Here is a 15,274-nt window from a genome sequence, read left to right as displayed (position 1 = left end):
AGATGACTGTTGCGCAATTAATCGATATTGATGCAAAAAGAACGAAAATGAGTAATGAAGTATATCAAACATCTACAATGCTTGCGCTATTAGATGGTATATATGATGGTGTGATTAGCTTTGAGGAATTGAAAGAACGTGGTAATTTTGGCATCGGCACATTTGATCAATTAGATGGTGAAATGATTGCATTTGATAACGAATTTTATCATTTACGTTCAGACGGTTCAGCAGAAAAAGTAGAGCCAGAAGAAACAACACCGTTTGCGACGGTAACGTTTTTTGAAAAAGAAATGAGTTATACAGTAGAGCGTCCGATGAATCGTGAAGAAGTGGAAGCCTTATTACATGAATTAATGCCAAGTAAAAACTTATTTTATGCGATTCGAATGGACGGTACATTCCGTGAAGTAAGAACAAGAACCGTTCCAAGACAAGAAAAACCGTATACACCGCTCGTTGAAGTGACGAAATCACAACCGATTTTTTCGTTTAAACATACAGAAGGCACGCTTGCTGGATTTTGGACACCAGATTACGCGCAAGGCATTGGTGTAGCTGGTTTCCACTTACATTATATTGATGATGAAAGAAGCGGAGGCGGACATGTTTTCGACTATGTTGTTGAAAACTGTACGATCCAAATTTGTCAAAAAGCTCATATGCATTTAGCACTTCCAGAAACAGCTGATTTTATGGCGGCTGAATTATCAAGAGAAAACTTAGAGGATAATATTGCGACTGCGGAAGGCGCGGAGTAAAAGGAGAAGACTGTTCCACCTTGGAACAGTCTTCTTTTATGAATATTTTTTGTTGAATCATTTATTTCTTTGAAACAAACGGATGTCCCTCATAATAAAAACGCCAAGGATAATGTACAGCTTCTTCTGCATAGTCGATATTAATGCGAGGACCTGCTGTTATTTTATATTGTGATGATAGGTGTTCTTCTTCTGGGACGAGTTCAATATGTAATGTGTCGCTTTGTAACGATACACCTCGTTCTTCTAAAGTAATTCCGAGGGCACGGCATAGTTTGCCAGGGCCGTTCGTTACATTTTTATACTGCGCTTTTGTAATGTCGCTTTTGTTGTATCGTGCTAGTTTTATTTCTTCGATTCCATCTACTGGCTCAAGGGCTCGAATGAGAACACCTTGCGGGGTGCCAACTGGCGCTGTAATGACGTTAAAACAATGATACATACCATAAATCAAATATACGTAAGCATGTCCTGGTGCACCAAACATAACTTCTGTACGGTCCGTTCGTCTACCTCCGTAACTATGTGCTGCTTTATCATCCGGACCTTTGTATGCTTCTACTTCTACAATGATTCCGCTTCGTTTTACTCCATCTACAATATGTACAAGTTTCTGTCCGAGTAATTTCTTTGCGACTTCTAACGTATCGCCTTCATAAAAGGAAGGTGGTGCTTGCATTGTACTATCTCCTTTGCTAAGTGTATATGTATATAGTAAACCAAATTTTCAGTAGTAATTCTAACTCGTTCTATTTGCTACATTTATTTCATAAATTATGGATAGAGTACAACAGCGAAGAGGGGGAGTGCGACATGATTTATCGCTTACTAGCTCTTAATATAGATGGGACACTACTATACAACAACGGAAAAATTGCAAAAGGATTAAGAGAAACAATTGAATTTGTGAAAAGAAAAGATGTATACGTTACATTATTTACGAGCCGTAATTTTCAGTCCGCTCATAAAGTAGCAAAGGCTTTAAAATTAGATTCTATATTAGTGACACATGGCGGTGCTTTCGTTTCAGCAACGTTAGATAAGCCGTACGTTCAAAGAAGGTTATCGGAAGAGAAGACGTTTAACATTGTGCAAGTGTTAGAGCACTTTGATTGTAACGTCCGCATTTCTCATGAACGGTTTTCAATCGGAAATCGTGAGAGAAATACACCAAACTTAATTGCGCGTACTGTATTATCAAGCGCAGATCCATTATTTTATCCAGTTCAATTTGTAGACTCGTTAGGTGATGCGCTTCGTGATCATCCAGTAGCAGCGCCAAAAATTGATGTAATTTTCCAAAGTAAAGGTGAAAAAGAACGAGGGCTCTATACATTAAGAAAAGCATTCCAAGATATAGAGTATGTTGAGTGTGATTCAAAACGAATAGAAATCTTGCCGCAAAATGTATCAAAATTACGTGGATTACAATTGCTTGGAGAGCATTTAAATATTTCGTTAAACGAAATGGTTGCGATTGGAGATAGTTTAGAAGATCTAGAAGTAATTGAAAATGTAGGGCTCGGGGTAGCGATGGGGAACTCGCCTGTAGAGTTAAAACAAGCAGCTGACTGGATTACACGTTCAAATAGTGAGAACGGCGTAGAGTATATGATCAAAGAGCATTTCCGCAAGCAATTCCCGCTTCCGTTTTTGAAGAATCATAAAAATACGCCGAAATGATAAAGGAAAAAACGTAGCTTTTTGGCTACGTTTTTCTTTGTTTAAGCTTCAATAACTTTAAGCATGCGATTTAAAAATGCAGCTGATTCAGCACGTGTTGCCGTGCCTTTTGGTAAGAATTCATTTCGTTCGTTACCTTTTACAATTCCGTATGCATAAACGTTTTGTAATGCTTTTTTATCGTATGCTAAGTTTTGGTCAGTGAATGGTAATTTCACTTCTTTTCTATAAATCCACTTATATTCTAGTGCACGGTTAATCATAATAACAGCTTCATCACGTGTTATTGTAGCGGTTGGATCAAATTTATTATTGCCACGACCATTAATGATACCTGCGCTAGCTGCACGATTAATTCCGTCTACTAAAGATGGATGTGCTTCGTTTAAGTCTGTAAATTTAGCGTTTCCAGCAGGTAAATTTAAAGCTCGCGACATTAAATTTGCAAACTCAGCTCTTGTTACGAGGCGGTTTGGCCAGTAAGAACCATTTCCGTCACCGAACATGATTTTCCTAGCTGCTAACTGACGAATATCTTGCTCATACCACCCGCCTGTAATGTCGTCTTTTTCATGAGGGACTTCTGGCGGCGGAATAACATCATTACGATTTTCATTATAGTAAGCGTTCGTGCCTTTTAAGAAAGCATCCCATTGTCCGCGCTGAATCATAAATGCAGGGCAGTTTTTTCCGCTCCAAAATTGATGCTTTTGAACGTGATCTAGAGATATGTTTAATTCGTTCATTAAATAAGCAGCTAACTTGCGCGCATTTTCTACCGCTTTCGCATAATTTCCATCACTATTCACAGCAATTTCAATTCCGATAGATTCATAGTTTCCAGTCTTATTTCCAGCATGCCAACCAACTTCATTTAATGGAAGGTGTTGATAAATTTCTTTGTCATCTACTGTAAAATGCCAAGATGCTGAACGATCCGTATTTCCACGGGCTTGGCTATCTAAGTACTTCGCATGATTTAAAGCGTTAGCACCTTTACTTGTATTAGCAGTTTCATGAATTGTAATGTATTTTGGTTCCATTGCGTAGCCAGGGCGAATATTTTCATTCCCTTTTGGAACAATCATTTCTTTAAATGTAACACCGTAAACGTTATTTGTAGGCAAATTAGATGGTGTTTTGAAGAAAGTTGCGCTTCTCTTTTCGACAGCACCTGTTTTTTCAAATAATAATGCTTTCGTACCTTCAAATGTCGCTGAAGGAGCATAAATCCATTTTTCAGCTCCGTTCATTTGAATGTTAAACCAATTTCCAGCTTGTTCAGTAGGAGTTACTGTTTGTGGCTGTAACGTCTTTTCTTCTTTAAATGATTGGAAAGGGGACAAATATACTGATGCTTCTTCTGTTACAATTAGTTTTTGATTCGAAAGTTTATGAATCTCTTGTACTTCTAAACTATTACTTTCCTTATTAACCCAGCCAGAACCAAATGTAGTTTGTATATAATATGCATTCCCTTTTTTCTTTGTTGCTTTTACTACCGGTTCAGCAATTTCAATATTTGTTTTGGTTTTTAAGTCGTTTGAATCGTATAGTGGAAGTTTTGTTGATAAGTGGAGAAGATATTCACCAGAGATTTCAAGGTCATTTTCTTCGTCATGTCTATGCTGTTTTGCATGCTCTTCAATGCTTTTTAAAGCTTGTTCATCAATAGACAATTCCGCAGTTCTCTCTATATTCTCTGCGAATGAATGAGTAGGTGCTATAAATGTTTGTAATGCTAAGGATAGTACTAAAATGTTGTAAAACCTTTTTTTCATAGTTGTTTTAACACGTGATAGTCTTTATTGCGTGTTAAGAGTCCTCCTTTATATGTATTTAAATTAGTAGCAAGTACTAATACGTTCTAAATTGTAACAAGAGTATATTACAATGTCTATACAACTAAGAAAAGTTCGTTAAAAATCAATATTCAGTCTGTTTTAAATAGGATATCAAAATAAGGTAAAACCTTCTGTATTGACCTGCCAACGCCCTTCAAGTAAACTAAAGAGAGTTTGCAAATGAAAAGGTGATAATGTTGTTAATTTCAATTAAAACGTTACAAGATGATCGTTTTTTACGTCCGCTACAAAATATTGGCGGCTTATTTTTTGAAGATAGTACGATTGGATTTGAACAAGAGGAAGCAAATTTAATCGCTGATATACACATTGAAGAGAATGTGAAAGCATTTGCTCGTTTAACAGATGTTGCGACTGGAAATGTGTATGAAGAAACATTCGCAAAAGATTTATCTGCTTTCACAGATGAAAAAGAGCGAATGAAGCAAGTGAAACACGTTGTTTCTTATGTATATCTTTCTGTTCTTCAGCAGTTAACTGGTATTGAACAAAGCTGGGGCATTTTAACAGGAGTTCGTCCGACAAAACTTCTTCATAAAATGCTTCAAAATGGTATGTCAAAAGAAGAAGCACACCAAGAACTTCGTGAAAGCTATTTAATTCATGAAGAGAAAATTGAACTTCTTCAGCGTATTGTGGATTGCCAATTAGCAGTAGTTCCAGATTTATACCGTTTGAAAGAGGAAGTAAGTATTTATATCGGTATTCCATTCTGCCCAACAAAATGTGCATATTGTACATTCCCGGCGTATGCAATTAATGGACGCCAAGGCTCTGTTGATTCATTCTTAGGTGGTTTACATTATGAAGTTCGTGAAATTGGTAAGTTTTTAAAAGAAAAAGGTGTAACAGTTACGACGATTTATTATGGCGGCGGTACACCGACAAGTATTACAGCAGAAGAGATGGATATGCTGTATGAAGAAATGTATGAAGCGTTCCCAGATGTGAAAAATGTGCGTGAAGTAACAGTTGAGGCGGGTCGCCCAGATACAATTACGCCAGCGAAGCTAGAAGTGTTAAATAAATGGAACATTGACCGCATTAGTATTAATCCGCAGTCATACCATCAAGAAACATTAAAAGCAATTGGACGTCACCATACTGTAGAAGAAACAATTGAGAAGTATCATTTAGCTCGTGAAATGGGAATGAACAATATTAATATGGACTTAATTATTGGTCTTCCTGGTGAAGGACTAGATATATTCAAGCATACGTTAGATGAAACAGAAAAGTTAATGCCAGAATCGTTAACAGTTCATACGTTATCATTCAAACGTGCTTCTGAAATGACGCAAAACAAACGTAAATATAAAGTAGCAGGTCGCGAAGAAATTACAGCGATGATGCACGAAGCAGAAGAGTGGACGCAAAAGCATAATTACGTACCATATTACCTATACCGTCAAAAGAATATTTTAGGTAACTTAGAGAACGTTGGTTATGCAATGCCGACGCAAGAAAGTATTTACAACATTGTTATTATGGAAGAAGTTCAATCAATTATCGGACTTGGCTGTGGTGCATCAAGTAAATTTGTTCATCCGAAGACAGGTGCAATTACGCACTTTGCAAATCCGAAAGATCCAAAATCATATAACGATGGCTTCGTAAAATATACAGAAGACAAACTGAAAATTTTAGAAGAGCTATTTGTATAAGAAGAAAGAGGTTGTTCCAAATTGGAACAACCTCTTTTTTATCCTGCTATTTGCAGGAACCGATCGGTGTGGGCCGATTAAAGTTCCACTCTGCTTTGTCAGTTTTTGTCGGTAAGTCGATATATTCGAAAAATCGCTGATATAAATGGAGTTGCGGTCGATATATTTTAAAAATCGCTGATATATTTCAAGTTGCGGTCGATATATTTTGAAAACCGCTAATATAATTTCATTTACCGTCAAGCGGAACCTTTTGTAAAACTATGTCGATAATAATCAGAAAAATTAGTCAAATCATTAGAGGACAATGTCTACTTATAGACGAAATGATAGATTTATGAAAGAGAAAAGGGGGAAATTGTTGGCATGTACATGACGATAGGGAGAATATTCGATTTAGCGGTTGGTAAGTATCCGAATAAAGAGGCGCTAGTAGAGCCGGAAAAAAATATTCGCTGGACATATAAACAGTGGGATGAGCAAATAAATAAAACGGCGCAAGCGCTATTGAAAGAAGGGGTAAGAAAGGGAGATACTGTATCTGTTTACTTATATAATTGCCGTGAATTTGTAAACGTTTACTTAGCCTGTGCGAAAATTGGGGCAATCTTTAACCCGATTAACTTCCGTTTAAAAGCAAAAGAATTATCTTATATTCTCCAGGACGCAGCCTCGAAAGTAGTAGTCTTTGAAAAAGCGGTTGAATCAACTGTTGCTATCATTGAACGAGATTTTCCAAATTCGTCTTTTTGGTATGTAGAAGACGACACACCTTCCTATGCTAGTTCTTACCATGAAAAAGTGAATGCAGCATCTTCTGACAAAGTAGATATCGAAATTGATGAAATGGATTATTGTTCTATGCTATATACGAGCGGTACGACAGGTCATCCGAAAGGTGTACTACATCGCCATCGTGAAATGGCTGAGCATAGTATGATTTGTACGTATTTCTTAAAATATAATAGAGATAGTGCTGGGCTTGTAGTGGCACCTTTATACCATTGCGGCGAGTTAAATGCTGGAATCATTCCGCGTATTCAAGTTGGTGGAAAGAATGTTATTTTACATCACTTTGATACAGATAGAGTATTACATACGATTCAAGAAGAGAAGATTACGACGTTTTTTGCAGCACCAACGATGTGGAATATGTTATTGCAAAAAGATTTAACAAAGTACGATTTAACTTCGATGAAGATTGGTATATATGGAGGAGCGGCGATGGCTCCAGCACTAGTGAAGGAATGTAAAGAACGTCTTTATATTGATCTTGTACAAATTTACGGAATGACAGAAATGGGACCAGTTGTTGCGTTTCTTGTAGAAGAAGATCAAATTACGAAAGCAGGTTCAGCAGGAACACCGTGCTTTAGTCATGAAATCCGCATTGTAAAACCAAATGATGATGCACCAGCAGAACCAGCTGATGTATTACCTCCTTATGAAGTAGGGGAGATTATTTTACGCGGCCCAACTATGATGGCTGGTTATCATAACCGAGAAGAAGCAAATGCAAAATCGATGTATAAAGGATGGTATCACTCTGGTGATTTAGGTTACTTCGATAAAGACGGTTATTTATTCGTCGCAGATCGCGTGGATGATATGGTGATTAGTGGCGGCGTTAATATTTATCCACGTGAAATTGAAGATTTCCTTCATAGTCATCCTGGTATATTAGATGTTGCGGTGCTTGGTGAGCCGGATGAATTATGGGGAGAACGTGTTGTTGCAGTTGTTGTGAAGAAAGATGAAACAATTACAGAAGCTGATTTAGAAAAGTATTGTAAAGAAAGTGATGAATTAGCAGATTATAAACGTCCGCGTCATTATTTATTTGTGGATGAACTGCCTCGTAATGCGAGTGGGAAGTTGCAAAAGTTTGTCCTGAGAGAGTCGTTAAAAGGTGCCAAAAAATAGAAAATGTGGGATGCACTATACCTATGTGATTTTCGCCTGTTTTTAAATAGACGAAGCAATATCTTTGTTCTTTTGTAGAGGTGGAGAATTAAGTGAAGATCAATTGGTCTTCACTTAATTCTCGTTTCTTTGTAAAGAAGAGTAATTCGTGCAGTTGAAACCATGTGAAAGAACTAAAGGGATGTACAAAAAAAGACACCTCAAGGTGCCTCTTTCCGACTTGAACCATTTTCATTTCATACGAATCTATCCGTATTACCCCTTTGTTATAAGTGTAAACACATACTATAAAACAGAATCGTCTATATACACTAATTGTTAGTTCAAAAAATACAAGAGATTTGAACTTAGTATTGGAGTAACGCCACATCCCCTAAAATGATTGATATGTTACGCCTTTTAAAAGAATCTGCTTTATAGAACGTGTCCACAAGTTATATTTTACTACATGTAATATTCATTTAGTTTATTTTTTGTGAATATGTATAATTACATAAACCTCATAAGGAAATGAGAGTATACTTTGTTATTTTGTAATAAAGGAAAAGCCCGCCTACAAAAAATAGGGGGCTTTTCTTATTTTTTATGAATGTTTATTCCAATTATATTATCAGATGAATCTAAACGAACATACACGTCATCTGACAAAAGGTGGGCATTATATATTCTTTGTTTATATGTTGATATCTCGAAGCGTTTTCCATTTGATTCACATTCCAGAATAATCATATCTCCATGTTCTTTCCAATTTACTAATCTAGCAGTTGTATTCATTTTTAATCCTCCTCTAAATCATTTTATGAAAATTAATAGAGATAGTGTGAGGAAGGAGTTTATATAGTCAAAAAGAAAGGTGAAGAGATTGTAACATAATAACTTTTTCGTAAAAACAAACTATTTAATTATATCAATAATAAGATTAAATAATATAATATATTAATCTAACAGAAGGGAGGAATAGCCATGCAATTAGTTTGTTTTAAAATAGTAAGTGGTCAATACTTCTTATTTGTAGAAGGTATTCAAATTCCTGTACCAATTCCAGCAGCAGCGGCAGCTCTATTAATTGGTTTAGGAATAATTCCACTTTGTTCTTAATGTAAGAACTTTCAGCAGTTCTACTTTTTAATTAAAAAACCCTCAAGTATTTATATACTTGAGGGTTTTTTTATTGTTATAAAAATCGTTGAATGAAATGGGGTTCGCAACATTGTTTGATGGTCATGTTGGGATACCCACTTTCTATTTTTATTTACGTGAAAAACCTTCTTCATCAAGGTATTCCGCAGCTTCTGGATAAGAGTTGAATGTACCGTCTAAGTTTACACCAGCGTACACGTTCCACATATCGTCCTCTGAGATAAGAGTAAGGATATGACCGTCTTCGTTCTGCCATTCTTCTTCTTTCGCAGGTTCTGCAGGAACTACTATTTCTTCTTGTGAAAGTAATTCAATTGATTGCTCGATTACTGAACGTAATTCATCTGCTGAAAATTCGCGGATGTTTACCATACCTTTATCATCCGTTTTGTAACCTTTAATACCACTTGCATATACAAATCCGTTTCCGTTTGGATGTAAGTGATAAACAACGTTCTTTTTATCTAAACGACTTTCTTCAAAGTGAAAGTTCACGCGTTTTAATGATACGTTCTTTCTTTCTAATTCAGGGAAAGATTCAATGATCGATAATTTTTCTTCAAAAGTTAGCATAGTGCCTCCAAATATATAATAAAAGATTTAATTTATCTATTATAGCATAGTTATAATGGTTTCCAAAGGTAAGGAGAGGGTTATAATTGAATGCGTTTACGTCACGATACTGTAAAAAGTGGACTAACGAATATATTCTTTTAGGTGTACAATGGAACGTGGACTTAATGTGAAGGTGGTTATTATATGTTTCAAAGAATAGCAAAGGAATGTTTAGCTGGTTTGACGGTTGCGATTGTTGCGTTGCCACTTGCCATTGCATTTGGTATTGCAGCAACGGGAACGTCTGAGGGAGCACTAGTCGGATTGTATGGTGCGATTTTTGCAGGGTTATTTGCGGCGTTATTTGGTGGTACACCTGGGCAGGTTACGGGGCCAACTGGGCCGATTACTGTTATTGCGACAGGAGTTATTGCGACGCACGGATTAGAGGCGAGTTTTATAGCATTTATGATGGCGGGACTGTTTCAAATTTTATTCGGTGTATGTAAGCTTGGCTCTTACGTTCGATACATTCCATATTCTGTCGTTTCAGGATTTATGAACGGTATCGCATTAATTATTATTTTAGGTGAAATGAAGCATGTGCAAAATAGTTTTCTACTCGTCGTATTAACGATTATTGTCATGATTGTTTCTGGAAAATGGATTAAGGCCATTCCATCTAGTTTAGTCGCATTAGTAGGTGTGACAGCTATGCTACCTTTATTTTCTTCTGCGCTAGAAGGGCTTACAGTGAAGTTGCCGGTTATCGGAAACTTGTCATTAAATAAGGTGATTGAGAAGATTGGAACGATTCCAGAAGCGATGCCGACGCTTCATATTCCATCTTTAAGTGGAACAGGCATCGCAGAACTTATTTTACCAGCGCTTAGTATTGCTTTATTGGGATCGATTGACTCGTTGTTAACATCGGTTGTAATGGATAATGTGACGGGGACACGTCATAAAAGTAATAAAGAACTGGTCGGACAAGGTATTGGTAACATGGTGAGCGGATTGTTTGGTGGATTAGCAGGGGCAGGAGCAACTGTACGGTCTATCGTTAATATAAGAAGTGGTGGTAAAACGGCGCTTTCAGCAAGTATGCATAGTGTTATATTATTTATTTTCATTATGGGACTTGGATCGGTCGTACAATACATTCCACTTGCTGTATTATCGGGTATTTTAATTTTAACTGGTATTGGCATGTTTGATTGGGAAAGCATGAAGAAAATGCATGTAGCGCCAAAAGGCGATGTCATTGTTATGCTCGTAACGATGGTTGTCACAGTGAAGTTTGATTTAATGATCGCTGTTGCGTTCGGTATTATTCTTTCGTTCATTATATACATGGTGAAATGTAAAGAACGTAAAGCTTCTATTGTAAAAGAAAAAGAAGCAACGTATAAAATTAAAGGCCCACTTTCTTTCTTAACAGTGGATCGTGTTTTTTATGCTTTACAAGACGTAAACTCTCCGGTTGTTTTACGTATGAAAGATGTGCGCTATATGGATGTATCGGGCGCAATGGCTTTGCTGAACTTTGTTGAGCAGTCGGATAAAGTAGGTGCGAGTGTGACGCTAGAGCAAGTGCCTGCTCATATTGAAAATACGTTAGTAACGATGGCGAGTAATGAGCAGAAAGATAAATTACAGTTTGTAAAAGCTGAAGCTATATAAGGAGATACCCTCTTATGAGGGTATTTTTTTGTATATTAAATATCATTATATAGGGATATTTTGGTGTTATTGACATTTATTAATCTTAGCAGTATAGTAACATTCTAGATTAGGAATGTGATATTATAATAACGTATATGAATTTTGAGATTCCTTTTTTTCAGAAGGAAGAGCTTTAAGCTGGAGGGAATAATTGATGTACAAACAGTTACCACACGGAGTGAAAATTGGGATTACACGCTCAATTGTTGTTTCTTTTGAGAAGTACATGAAAGAAATTGAATGGAACGAAGAAAAGTTTGATATGCAGCAATTTGTTGAACAGTGGAAACAATATTTATACACAAAATCAACTTGGATCAATAAAGTAGATGATGAGTTGAAAGAACATCCAGATTTCCATCAAGCGTTAGCAGCGAAAGTAAATGAAAAAATTAACGAGCTTATTAATGAAGAGCCGAGCGAAGAGCAAGTAGAGCAATTAAAGAAAAATAAAGTGAAGCACGTAGATGAAATGTGCAAGTTAGAAGCTGAATATCATATTGAACGTTTATTAGTAACGAAGTAAATTTTACATAAAGAATAAGCCTGTCCAAGGAGGTGTGATGACCATCTTTTTGAACAGGTTTTTTTGTATGAAAAAGAATAAGAGAGGCTGCTTCTAGAGCAGCCTCTCTTATTAGTCTTGTGGTACAAATGCTTTCCAAGAAGATAGGTCCATATCTTCTTCTAATATAGATGAAGCAGGGAAGACAAATGACCACGGTTTTGTAGTATTCGCTTTAATTTCAAGGTTCGGTAACGTGAAAGCACCTTTCACAACAACTGCACCTGAAGCATCTTCGATATGAAGTGGAAGTTGCTCTAGTTGAATCGTGTCTTTGCAACCGTTACGAATAAGAAGAGTTGTATGTAAATCACCGTTTTCTTTTCTTGCAGCTTGTAGACCTAGGAAGTTAATTTCACCATCATTTGGAGGTGTTAAATTGTCTACGAAATTACGTAAAGCTTCTTTGCTTGCTTCAGGTAACTGAGCTTCCCAAGATGGGTCTAAATCTAATGCATGCTTACTTTCAAGTTCAAATGCTAATTCCCAATCTGTTTGCGATAATTCAGCATCCGTAATTGTTTCTTGCTCAAATGTAAAGATGAATGGCATATTTACATTTGCAGGAATATCGCCAAGTGCAGAAAGGTTAAATGTTTTTCGTGCGCATAGTTTCTTCTCTTTATTTAGAAGAATTAATGTAACCTCTTCGAAAGAAATTGGTTTCGGAACAGTGCTGCGAATAAAGACAGCTACGTCATAACCATTATCACGTTTTTCAATTTCAATTCCAGATAAAGAAATTTGATATTCTTGTAAACGTGGAAGTTCTTTATGTAAAAATTGATAAATGTATTTTTGTTCTTGTGCTACTGTACCCCAGCTTGGATGGAAGTAAAGCGTTGGTTTTACAGTTTTATTTTCAGAATTTGTTTCTTCTTGTCCGAATAATTGATTACTAGATACAGTCGTATCTTTTCCGCTTTTCTTAGCTCTTTTTAGGAATGATAACATAATCTTTCACCTCGTTATTGTACGTTTTCAGGAACACCTAAATGTCTTGCAACATAGCGGCACATTTCTTTTTCGAAATTACCATATGTGTATAAAAAGATATCTAAACCTTCTTTTTGATACAGACGAGTAGGGTCTTCTTGTTGATATTGTCTTAGCCCAATGCCTTCTTTTAAGTGGGTCATTGCATCTAAGTGATTTACCCAGTTCTGATCTAGGAAGTGAAGGGCAACATATCGTAGCGATTGCTGTAAATCAGTATTGCTATTTAGTTCATTTACGCGCTCTTTATAAAGAGATAGTGTATCTTTCAAAACGGATTGTAAATCTTCCGGTGAATGTACATTATTCGCTGATAGTGCTGGTATGTTTTCTGCTGGTAAAATTTCGTTTATACTTGCTGTTAAACGAGCGAAATCCCATTCTTCCGGAAGCATACCTTCTAAAAGGTGTTGTTTAGAAATAGCTTCTACAGCATGATCAATCATTGGAATAATGATTTCAATCATATTTGTATTTTCTTGCAACAAGTTATTACGTAATTTATAAATAACGTTACGTTGGTCATTTATTACATCATCTAACTTTAAGTTGTACTCACGCATTGAGAAATGGCTACCTTCACAAATTAATTGTGTACGGTTCACGAAATCATGGACTTTAGAAGTAAGAATCAGTCCTGTTTCATCTGTTTTCAGTGATTTCGTTAATTTCTCGACTTCTTCTTGTGCGAAACGTTTTAGCATTTCATCTTCTAAAGAAAGGAAGAACTGAGAGCTACCTGGATCTCCTTGACGACCAGCACGACCTTTTAACTGATTGTCAACGCGTCTTGATTCATGACGTTCTGTCCCAATTACATGTAAGCCACCAATTTCATGGACACCCTCACCTAGTAAAATATCAGTACCTCGTCCGGCCATATTCGTCGCAATTGTTATTTGTCCTTTTTGTCCAGCTGTTGCGATTAAATCCGCCTCTTGTTCTGCACTTTTTGCATTTAATAATTGATACGTAATATGCGCTTCATCTAAGTAACGAGCAACAGTTTCTGATTGCAGAATAGACATTGTCCCAATTAAAATCGGACGTCCTTGTTTATTGTGTTTTAGAACATCTTCACGTACAGCTTTATATTTAGCATCGGCTGTTACGTACACGACGTCATTTTTGTCTTCACGAATGATCGGACGGTTTGTCGGAATCGGCATAACTTCCATGTTATATACACGGTTAAATTCTTTTTCTTCCGTTTTTGCTGTACCTGTCATACCAGATAGTGCAGGATACATACGGAAGAAGTTTTGAATTGTAATGGACGCTTGTGTTTGGTTTTCTTCTGTGATTTCTAAACCTTCTTTTGCTTCAAGAGCTTGGTGTAAACCATCGCTTAAAGAGCGACCATCCATAACGCGGCCTGTGAAAATATCTACAAGTAGAATTTTTTCATCATGTACAATATAGTCAACATCACATTGGAAAGCGACATGAGCTCGTAATGCTTGAATCATATAATGATATAAAGTTTGATGCTCTAAATCATATAGGTTATCGATATCAAATAAATCTTCAATTTTTGTAATACCGTCTTCTGTAAAACTAGCAGATTTCGTTTCTGCATCGTACGTGTAATGAAGGGTATCCTGGAATGATTTAATAACTTTTGCACATAAATAGTGTAAATCAGAGCTGCTTGATTTCTTACCGGCGATAATAAGAGGCGTCTTCGCTTCATCAATTAAAACGCTATCAATCTCATCGATAATAGCAAAATGATAGGGACGTTGCACCTGCTCATTTTTTGAAGCGGCCATATTATCACGTAAATAGTCAAAGCCAAATTCTGTTCCAATACCATATGTAATATCAGCTTCGTAAGCAAGTTTCTTTTCTGAAGGATCGATTTGAGGAATATTCAATCCAACCTTTAAACCTAGAAATTCATGAACTTGGCCAATTAATTCTTTATCTCGTTTTGCTAAATAGTCGTTTACAGTAATCACGTGAACGCCTTTTCCTTCAAGCGCACGTACGTATGTTGGAAGAGAAGAAACTAATGTTTTTCCTTCGCCCGTTGGCATCTCGGCAATATTACCTTCTAATAGTACAAGACCGCCGATTAACTGCACATCATAGTGACGTAATCCAAGTACACGCTTTGCTGCTTCACGTACAACAGCGAACGCTTCTACTTTTATATCATCCACTGTTTTTCCATCATGTAGCATGTTTTTAAATGTACTCGTTTTATGACGCAGGTCTTCATCAGATAAATCAGATATTTTTCCTTCTAAATTATTAATTTCTTGAACAAGTTGTTCATATTTTTTTAGTTTTCTCTTTTGAGAATCTCCTAACAGCTTTTTTACCGAATTCAGCATGTTGTAAACACTCCTCTTACTGACAATAGCTACATTATAGCACATGTTTATCCGGAAT

The 15,274-nt window shown here is 36.4% G+C and carries 13 protein-coding genes; 7 read left to right on the top strand and 6 right to left on the bottom strand.

From position 1 onward, the window contains the following. Positions 1-2: 2 nt before the first annotated feature. A complete protein-coding gene (gene alsD, locus AC3WTI_RS13580; RefSeq protein WP_144488334.1) occupies positions 3-761 on the top strand; it encodes an alpha-acetolactate decarboxylase in 759 nt (252 codons plus the stop codon). A 61-nt stretch (positions 762-822) separates the two neighbouring features. On the opposite strand, the gene AC3WTI_RS13575 is transcribed toward alsD, so the two are convergent. Continuing rightward, positions 823-1,440 (bottom strand): DNA-3-methyladenine glycosylase, encoded by a 618-nt coding sequence (locus AC3WTI_RS13575; protein WP_087957506.1) that lies wholly within the window; start codon positions 1,438-1,440, stop codon positions 823-825. Positions 1,441-1,574: 134 nt separating this feature from the next. Between AC3WTI_RS13575 and AC3WTI_RS13570 the strand changes: the two genes are divergently transcribed. Beyond that, positions 1,575-2,444 carry a Cof-type HAD-IIB family hydrolase gene (locus AC3WTI_RS13570; RefSeq protein WP_097840883.1) on the top strand — a complete coding sequence of 290 codons (870 nt, stop codon included), beginning with the start codon at positions 1,575-1,577 and terminating at the stop codon, positions 2,442-2,444. Between the two features lie 41 nt (positions 2,445-2,485). On the opposite strand, the gene AC3WTI_RS13565 is transcribed toward AC3WTI_RS13570, so the two are convergent. After that, entirely contained in the window at positions 2,486-4,225 is a 1,740-nt protein-coding gene (locus AC3WTI_RS13565; protein WP_142305832.1) for an S-layer homology domain-containing protein, read from the bottom strand. 257 nt (positions 4,226-4,482) lie between these two features. Here AC3WTI_RS13565 and AC3WTI_RS13560 point away from each other — a divergent pair, with 257 nt between their 5' ends. After that, positions 4,483-5,973, top strand: coding sequence for a coproporphyrinogen III oxidase (locus tag AC3WTI_RS13560; protein WP_142286603.1), 1,491 nt, complete (start codon positions 4,483-4,485; stop codon positions 5,971-5,973). A gap of 366 nt (positions 5,974-6,339) precedes the next feature. Then, positions 6,340-7,896: a fatty acid--CoA ligase gene (locus AC3WTI_RS13555; protein ID WP_087957509.1), complete on the top strand. Its 1,557-nt coding sequence runs from the start codon at positions 6,340-6,342 to the stop codon at positions 7,894-7,896. A 576-nt stretch (positions 7,897-8,472) separates the two neighbouring features. On the opposite strand, the gene AC3WTI_RS13550 is transcribed toward AC3WTI_RS13555, so the two are convergent. Further along, complete coding sequence (locus AC3WTI_RS13550) at positions 8,473-8,670, bottom strand: hypothetical protein (RefSeq protein WP_087957510.1); 198 nt, start codon at positions 8,668-8,670, stop codon at positions 8,473-8,475. Between the two features lie 189 nt (positions 8,671-8,859). On the opposite strand from AC3WTI_RS13550, the gene AC3WTI_RS13545 reads away from it, so the two are divergent. After that, a complete protein-coding gene (locus tag AC3WTI_RS13545; RefSeq protein ID WP_001177692.1) occupies positions 8,860-8,994 on the top strand; it encodes a hypothetical protein in 135 nt (44 codons plus the stop codon). 150 nt (positions 8,995-9,144) lie between these two features. Here AC3WTI_RS13545 and AC3WTI_RS13540 read toward each other — a convergent pair whose 3' ends face one another. After that, complete coding sequence (locus AC3WTI_RS13540) at positions 9,145-9,609, bottom strand: hypothetical protein (RefSeq protein WP_000955012.1); 465 nt, start codon at positions 9,607-9,609, stop codon at positions 9,145-9,147. 186 nt (positions 9,610-9,795) lie between these two features. On the opposite strand from AC3WTI_RS13540, the gene AC3WTI_RS13535 reads away from it, so the two are divergent. Further along, the gene (locus tag AC3WTI_RS13535) at positions 9,796-11,274 is read left to right on the top strand and encodes a SulP family inorganic anion transporter (protein WP_253621489.1); all 1,479 of its coding nucleotides are present in this window, start codon (positions 9,796-9,798) and stop codon (positions 11,272-11,274) included. A 196-nt stretch (positions 11,275-11,470) separates the two neighbouring features. Next, complete coding sequence (locus AC3WTI_RS13530; RefSeq protein ID WP_097840884.1) at positions 11,471-11,842, top strand: hypothetical protein; 372 nt, start codon at positions 11,471-11,473, stop codon at positions 11,840-11,842. Between the two features lie 111 nt (positions 11,843-11,953). Here the strand turns inward: AC3WTI_RS13530 and AC3WTI_RS13525 are convergent, their stop codons facing one another. After that, complete coding sequence (locus AC3WTI_RS13525; RefSeq protein ID WP_087957513.1) at positions 11,954-12,835, bottom strand: accessory Sec system S-layer assembly protein; 882 nt, start codon at positions 12,833-12,835, stop codon at positions 11,954-11,956. A 14-nt stretch (positions 12,836-12,849) separates the two neighbouring features. Continuing rightward, positions 12,850-15,216, bottom strand: a complete 2,367-nt coding sequence (gene secA2 / locus AC3WTI_RS13520; protein WP_087957514.1) for an accessory Sec system translocase SecA2 — start codon at positions 15,214-15,216, stop codon at positions 12,850-12,852. Positions 15,217-15,274: the final 58 nt, after the last annotated feature.

The organism is Bacillus sp. EB106-02-03-XG38, assembly GCF_058792175.1.
The sequence above is the reverse complement of the archived record's forward strand: the minus strand, read 5'-3'. Positions and strand labels throughout refer to the sequence as shown.

Bases quoted from the DNA above. Each gene is read 5' to 3' on its own strand.
- alsD (WP_144488334.1), top strand. From the start codon at position 3: ATGACTGTTGCGCAATTAATCGATATTGATGCAAAAAGAACGAAAATG.
- AC3WTI_RS13575 (WP_087957506.1), bottom strand. From the start codon at position 1,440: ATGCAAGCACCACCTTCCTTTTATGAAGGCGATACGTTAGAAGTCGCA.
- AC3WTI_RS13570 (WP_097840883.1), top strand. From the start codon at position 1,575: ATGATTTATCGCTTACTAGCTCTTAATATAGATGGGACACTACTATAC.
- AC3WTI_RS13565 (WP_142305832.1), bottom strand. From the start codon at position 4,225: ATGAAAAAAAGGTTTTACAACATTTTAGTACTATCCTTAGCATTACAA.
- AC3WTI_RS13560 (WP_142286603.1), top strand. From the start codon at position 4,483: ATGTTGTTAATTTCAATTAAAACGTTACAAGATGATCGTTTTTTACGT.
- AC3WTI_RS13555 (WP_087957509.1), top strand. From the start codon at position 6,340: ATGTACATGACGATAGGGAGAATATTCGATTTAGCGGTTGGTAAGTAT.
- AC3WTI_RS13550 (WP_087957510.1), bottom strand. From the start codon at position 8,670: ATGAATACAACTGCTAGATTAGTAAATTGGAAAGAACATGGAGATATG.
- AC3WTI_RS13545 (WP_001177692.1), top strand. From the start codon at position 8,860: ATGCAATTAGTTTGTTTTAAAATAGTAAGTGGTCAATACTTCTTATTT.
- AC3WTI_RS13540 (WP_000955012.1), bottom strand. From the start codon at position 9,609: ATGCTAACTTTTGAAGAAAAATTATCGATCATTGAATCTTTCCCTGAA.
- AC3WTI_RS13535 (WP_253621489.1), top strand. From the start codon at position 9,796: ATGTTTCAAAGAATAGCAAAGGAATGTTTAGCTGGTTTGACGGTTGCG.
- AC3WTI_RS13530 (WP_097840884.1), top strand. From the start codon at position 11,471: ATGTACAAACAGTTACCACACGGAGTGAAAATTGGGATTACACGCTCA.
- AC3WTI_RS13525 (WP_087957513.1), bottom strand. From the start codon at position 12,835: ATGTTATCATTCCTAAAAAGAGCTAAGAAAAGCGGAAAAGATACGACT.
- secA2 (WP_087957514.1), bottom strand. From the start codon at position 15,216: ATGCTGAATTCGGTAAAAAAGCTGTTAGGAGATTCTCAAAAGAGAAAA.